This window comes from Streptomyces sp. NH27 (assembly GCF_056859195.1).
This window is the reverse complement of sequence record NZ_JACEGK010000541.1, coordinates 1-5,330: the sequence shown is the minus strand read 5'-3', so window position 1 is coordinate 5,330 and position 5,330 is coordinate 1. Positions and strand designations below refer to the sequence as shown.

5 protein-coding genes are annotated in these 5,330 nt (G+C 68.0%); 4 read left to right on the top strand and 1 reads right to left on the bottom strand.

All coding sequences use genetic code 11. The annotated features are described in order from the left end of the window. Positions 1 to 445, bottom strand: a 445-nt coding sequence (locus tag AC13HU_RS31410) for an aminotransferase class V-fold PLP-dependent enzyme (protein WP_483045371.1), incomplete at its 3' end; no start/stop codon positions are given. Positions 446 to 747: 302 nt separating this feature from the next. Between AC13HU_RS31410 and ctaC the strand changes: the two genes are divergently transcribed. From ctaC to AC13HU_RS31390, 4 genes are all read left to right on the top strand, one after another. After that, entirely contained in the window at positions 748 to 1,740 is a 993-nt protein-coding gene (gene ctaC, locus AC13HU_RS31405) for an aa3-type cytochrome oxidase subunit II (RefSeq protein WP_483045370.1), read from the top strand. Further along, positions 1,737 to 3,482 carry an aa3-type cytochrome oxidase subunit I gene (gene ctaD / locus AC13HU_RS31400; RefSeq protein WP_483045369.1) on the top strand — a complete coding sequence of 582 codons (1,746 nt, stop codon included), beginning with the start codon at positions 1,737 to 1,739 and terminating at the stop codon, positions 3,480 to 3,482. Before ctaC ends, ctaD begins: the two co-directional genes overlap by 4 nt. Then, positions 3,479 to 3,877 (top strand): cytochrome c oxidase subunit 4, encoded by a 399-nt coding sequence (locus AC13HU_RS31395; protein WP_483045368.1) that lies wholly within the window; start codon positions 3,479 to 3,481, stop codon positions 3,875 to 3,877. The genes ctaD and AC13HU_RS31395 overlap by 4 nt, the downstream gene beginning before the upstream one ends. A 134-nt stretch (positions 3,878 to 4,011) precedes the next feature. Further along, positions 4,012 to 5,330: L,D-transpeptidase (locus AC13HU_RS31390; protein ID WP_483045367.1), on the top strand; the 1,319-nt coding region annotated here is incomplete at its 3' end.

Sequence of the window (5,330 nt, the reverse complement as noted above, 5' to 3'; positions counted from 1 at the left end):
TCCCGGCGTCGGACTCCTGCCCGGCGCCCGTCCCCGGTCCGCCCGCGAGCGCCGCCGCGAAGTCCGCCGGCGTCACCCGCCCGGTCCGGTCCACCCCCACTTGTACGATTTCGGCCCCCGGGACCGCCTCGGCCGCGTGCAGCACCGCCGAGTGCTCCACCGCCGAGACCACCAGCCGGCGGCCGACCCTGCGCCGCCCGGCGGCGGCCCCCGATACGGCGGAGTGCAGCGCGCGCGTCCCCGAAGGAGTGAACACCAACTCGTCCGCGCGGCAGCCGACCGCCTCCGCGGCGGCCTCGCGTGCCGCGTCGAGCAGCAGCCGCGCCTGCCGCCCCTCGCGGTACAACCGGCCCGGGTCGGCCCATCCCTCGTCCAGCGCGGCGAGCAGCGCCTGGCGCGCCACAGGATGCAGGGGAGCGGCGGAGGCCGCGTCGAAGTAGGGCATCTCCGCACGCTACAACCCGCGCCGGCCGCCACGGGGCGCCGCTCGGCGCGGCGTCAGAACGTGCGCGGCATGCGGCATTCCGGGATCGGGCCGTACGCGATCCACGCGCGATCCGCACGTGATCCACCCCTTCGGGGAGCGCCCCGGCGCGTTGGCACCCCTCCCCGCGAGACTCCAAATAGCGTCCAGTAGGGTTTGTGCCGCATAAACATCCACACCTACGCGCCCGCGCTCGGGCCGACCGACCAGCAGACGGCCGGAACACTCGGGACGCGCGGGCGAGACTCTCGGGAAGGCGCTACGTGAGTCCCAACGGCTCCGACCTCCCCCACGGCCAGGACGGCGTGGGAGGTACCCCATTGTCGCGGCGCCCGGTGCGGCGATGGCTGCCGCGGGCGCTGGCCGCGGGCCTGGTCCTGGCAACCGCAACGGGTTGCTCCTACAAGGACTACCCCCGCCTCGGTATGCCCACCCCGGCGACGGAACAGGCACCGCGAATCCTCTCCCTCTGGCAGGGCTCCTGGGCCGCCGCACTGGCGACCGGTGTACTGGTATGGGGCCTGATCCTGTGGAGCGTGATCTTCCACCGGCGCAGCCGGACCAAGGTCGAGGTCCCTCCGCAGACCCGTTACAACATGCCGATCGAGGCTTTCTACACGATCGTTCCGATCATCGTGATCGCGGTGCTCTTCTACTTCACCGCCCGGGACGAGACGAAGCTGCTGGACACCTCGAAGAAGCCGCAGCACGTGGTCAACGTGGTCGGCTTCCAGTGGAGCTGGGGCTTCAACTACCTGGAGGACGTGGACGGCAACCCCGCCACACCCGCGAAGGTTCCGGCGGAACTCAACGAGATCCCGCAGAACAAGCTCGACTGGCAGCCCGGTGAGGAAGGCGTCTACGACGTCGGCACCGCGGCCAGCAAGGACCCGGACACCGGGCTCCCCGGGCCGACCCTGTGGCTGCCGAAGGGTGAGACCGTCCGGTTCGTGCTGACCTCGCGTGACGTCATCCACGACTTCTGGGTCGTCCCCTTCCTGATGAAGATGGACGTCGTTCCCGGCCAGACCAACGACTTCCAGGTGACCCCGAGCAGGCTCGGTGACTTCAAGGGCAAGTGCGCCGAACTCTGCGGCTACGACCACTCCCGGATGTTGTTCAACGTCAAGGTGGTCACGCCGGCGCAGTACGAGCAGCACCTCAAGGACCTGGCGGCAAAGGGTCAGACCGGTTACGTGCCGTCGGGCATTGCCACCACGGGCAACGCGAAGAACTCGGAGCCCAAGACCACATGAGCATTCTCAACGAACCTCAAGGAGCGGCGGAGGCCGACGACTCCTACGAGGACGAAATCCCGGCCCGGGTCAAGAAGCCCGGCTCGATCGCGGTGTCGTGGCTGACTACCACCGACCACAAGACCATCGGCACGATGTACCTGGTGACGTCGTTCGCCTTCTTCCTGATCGGCGGCGTCCTGGCGCTGCTGATGCGGGCGGAGTTGGCGCGTCCGGGCAACCAGTTCCTGTCCAACGAGCAGTTCAACCAGGCGTTCACGATGCACGGCACCGTGATGCTGCTGATGTTCGCGACACCGCTGTTCGCGGGCTTCACCAACTGGATCATGCCGCTGCAGATCGGCGCGCCCGACGTGGCGTTCCCGCGGCTGAACATGTTCGCCTACTGGCTCTACCTGTTCGGCTCGCTGATCGCGGTCGGCGGCTTCGTCACCCCGCAGGGTGCGGCCGACTTCGGCTGGTTCGCGTACTCGCCGCTGTCCAACGCGGTGAACTCGCCCGGTGTCGGTGCCGACATGTGGATCATGGGTCTGGCGCTGTCCGGTTTCGGCACGATCCTCGGTGCGGTCAACTTCATCACCACGATCATCTGCATGCGCGCCCCCGGCATGACGATGTTCCGGATGCCGATCTTCTGCTGGAACGTGCTGCTGACCGCGGTGCTCGTGCTGCTCGCCTTCCCGGTGCTCGCGGCCGCGCTGCTGTGTCTGGAAGCCGACAGAAAATTCGGCGCACACGTCTTCGACGCGGCCAACGGCGGCGCATTGCTATGGCAGCACCTCTTCTGGTTCTTCGGCCACCCAGAGGTGTACATCATCGCGTTGCCGTTCTTCGGCATCATTTCCGAGGTCATCCCGGTCTTCAGCCGTAAGCCGATGTTCGGCTACATCGGCCTGGTCGCCGCGACGATCTCCATCGCCGGCCTCTCGGTGACGGTGTGGGCGCACCACATGTACGTCACCGGCGGTGTGCTGTTGCCGTTCTTCTCCTTCATGACCTTCCTGATCGCGGTACCGACCGGTGTGAAGTTCTTCAACTGGATCGGCACCATGTGGAAGGGCTCACTGAGTTTCGAGACACCGATGCTGTGGTCCATCGGCTTTCTGATCACCTTCACCTTCGGTGGTCTGACCGGTGTGATTCTCGCGGCGCCGCCGCTGGACTTCCACGTCTCGGACTCGTATTTCGTGGTCGCGCACTTCCACTACGTCGTCTTCGGCACCGTGGTGTTCGCGATGTTCGCGGGCTTCCACTTCTGGTGGCCCAAGATGACCGGCAAGATGCTCGACGAGCGGCTCGGCAAGATCACCTTCTGGACGCTGTTCTTCGGTTTCCACGGCACCTTCCTCGTCCAGCACTGGCTGGGTGTCGAGGGCATGCCGCGCCGCTACGCGGACTACCTCGCGGCGGACGGCTTCACCACGCTGAACACGGTGTCCACGATCAGCTCGTTCCTGCTCGGCCTGTCGATCCTGCCGTTCCTCTACAACGTCTGGAAGACGGCGAAGTACGGCAAGAAGGTCGAGGTCGACGACCCGTGGGGTTACGGCCGTTCGCTGGAGTGGGCGACCTCCTGCCCGCCGCCGCGGCACAACTTCCTCACCCTGCCCCGGATTCGCTCCGAGTCCCCGGCGTTCGACCTGCACCACCCGGAGATCGCGGCCATGGACGCGCTCGCCCACAGCGGCGCCCCGGCGGCCTCCGCGCTGTCCGGCTCGGATGAGACGGAGGCCGGCAAGTGAAGGTCCAAGGCAAGATGTTCCTGGGCTTCGCCGTCTTCATCCTGGCGTCGGCGATCGTCTACGGGATCTGGTCCAAGGAAGCTGCCGGCACCACGGCGCTGTTCATGGCCTTCGCCCTGTGCACCATGATCGGCTTCTACCTGGCGTTCACCGCCCGGCGGGCCGACACCGGCGCCCAGGACCGCGAGGACGCGGACGTCGCCGACGACGCGGGCGAGCTGGGCTTCTTCAGCCCGCACAGCTGGCAGCCGCTCGCCCTCGCCATCGGCGGCAGCCTGGCCTTCCTCGGCATCATCTTCGGCTGGTGGCTGCTCTTCTTCTCCCTGCCGGTGATCCTGATCGGCGTGTGGGGATGGGTGTTCGAGTACTACCACGGTGAGAGCCGCACCCAGTAACGGCACAGGCGGCCGCTGACGGACCGCCGACCCGAGGGCGGGTCCTGCGCACCAGTACGGTGCCCAGGGCCCGCCCTCACCGTTTTGCAGGCGTCCACCGCGCGGAATCCGGCGGCCGTTCATAGCGTGAACGCATGAACCACCTTCCCGGGCGCCCCCGCCCCCGCCGGCTGATAACCGTGCGCCGCGCGATTCTCGCGGCGCCCCTCGCGATAGGACTCACCGCCTGCGGCGGTGGCGGCAATCCCCTGGCAGCATCCCCCCACGACGCCGCGGCCAAGGTCACCTTCGGTACCACCAGCGGCGGCAAGGCCAATCCGGCCAAGCCCCTCAAAGTCTCCGTGAACAACGGCTCGCAGATAACCGACGTCACCGCGACCGACTCGACCGGGCGGTACGTCAGCGGCCAACTCAGTGCCGACAGCAAGCACTGGCACTCCACCACCCCGCTCGCCGCCGGCGCGCACTACACCGTTCGGGTGAGTACCGAGGACTCCGGCGGTCACCCCGGCCGCAAGACCCTCACCTTCAACACCACCGGAGCGGCGGCCGGCTTCCACGTCACCTTCGGCCCGAACGCCGGTACCTACGGCGTCGGAGAGCCGATCACCGCCTCGCTCAGCGCCCCTGTGAAGGACAAGCAGTCCCGCGCCGTGGTGGAGTCCCACCTCCGGGTCAGCAGCAGCCCCCAGGCCGCACAGGGCTCCTGGTACTGGGTCGACGACCGCACCCTGCACTACCGTCCCAGCACGTACTGGCCCGCCCACGCCACGATCAGCGCGCACAGCACCCTCAGCGGCGTGCAGATAGCCAAGAAGCTGTACGGCGGCGCGGACAAGCCGCTCACCGTCCACACCGGCGACCGCGTCCTGGCGCTCACCAACGCCTCCACCGACCAGATGACGTTCAAGGACGACGGCAAGGTGATCCGCACCCTCCCGGTCACCACCGGCAAGCCCGGCTTCGACACCCGTAACGGCATCAAGGTGGTGCTGGACAAGGAGTCGTTCGTCCAGATGAAGAGCTCCACGGTCGGCATAGCCGCCGGCAGTTCGGACTCGTACGACCTGCCCGTCTACTGGGCCACCCGGGTGACATGGAGCGGCGAATACGTGCACGCCGCGCCGTGGTCGGTCGGCTCCCAGGGGTATGCCAACGTCAGCCACGGCTGCACCGGCATGAGCACCGCGGACGCCGAGTGGTTCTTCGACCACGTCCGGGTCGGCGACGTCGTTCAGGTCGTCAACAGCCACGGCCCGATGATGACGCCGTTCGACAACGGCTTCGGCGACTGGAACCTGAGCTGGGCCCAGTGGCAGCAGGGCAGCGCGCTGAACGGCGGTTCCGGAGGCGGCGGTGGCAGCACCACCAGCGGCTCCGGGGACGGCAGCACCGACCAGGACCAGACCACTCCGGTCGACGTCCCGGCCGGCACCCCCGCCCGCCTCACCCC

Coding starts and splice junctions, on each gene's coding strand:
- ctaD (WP_483045369.1), top strand. CDS start 1,737: ATGAGCATTCTCAACGAACCTCAAGGAGCGGCGGAGGCCGACGACTCC.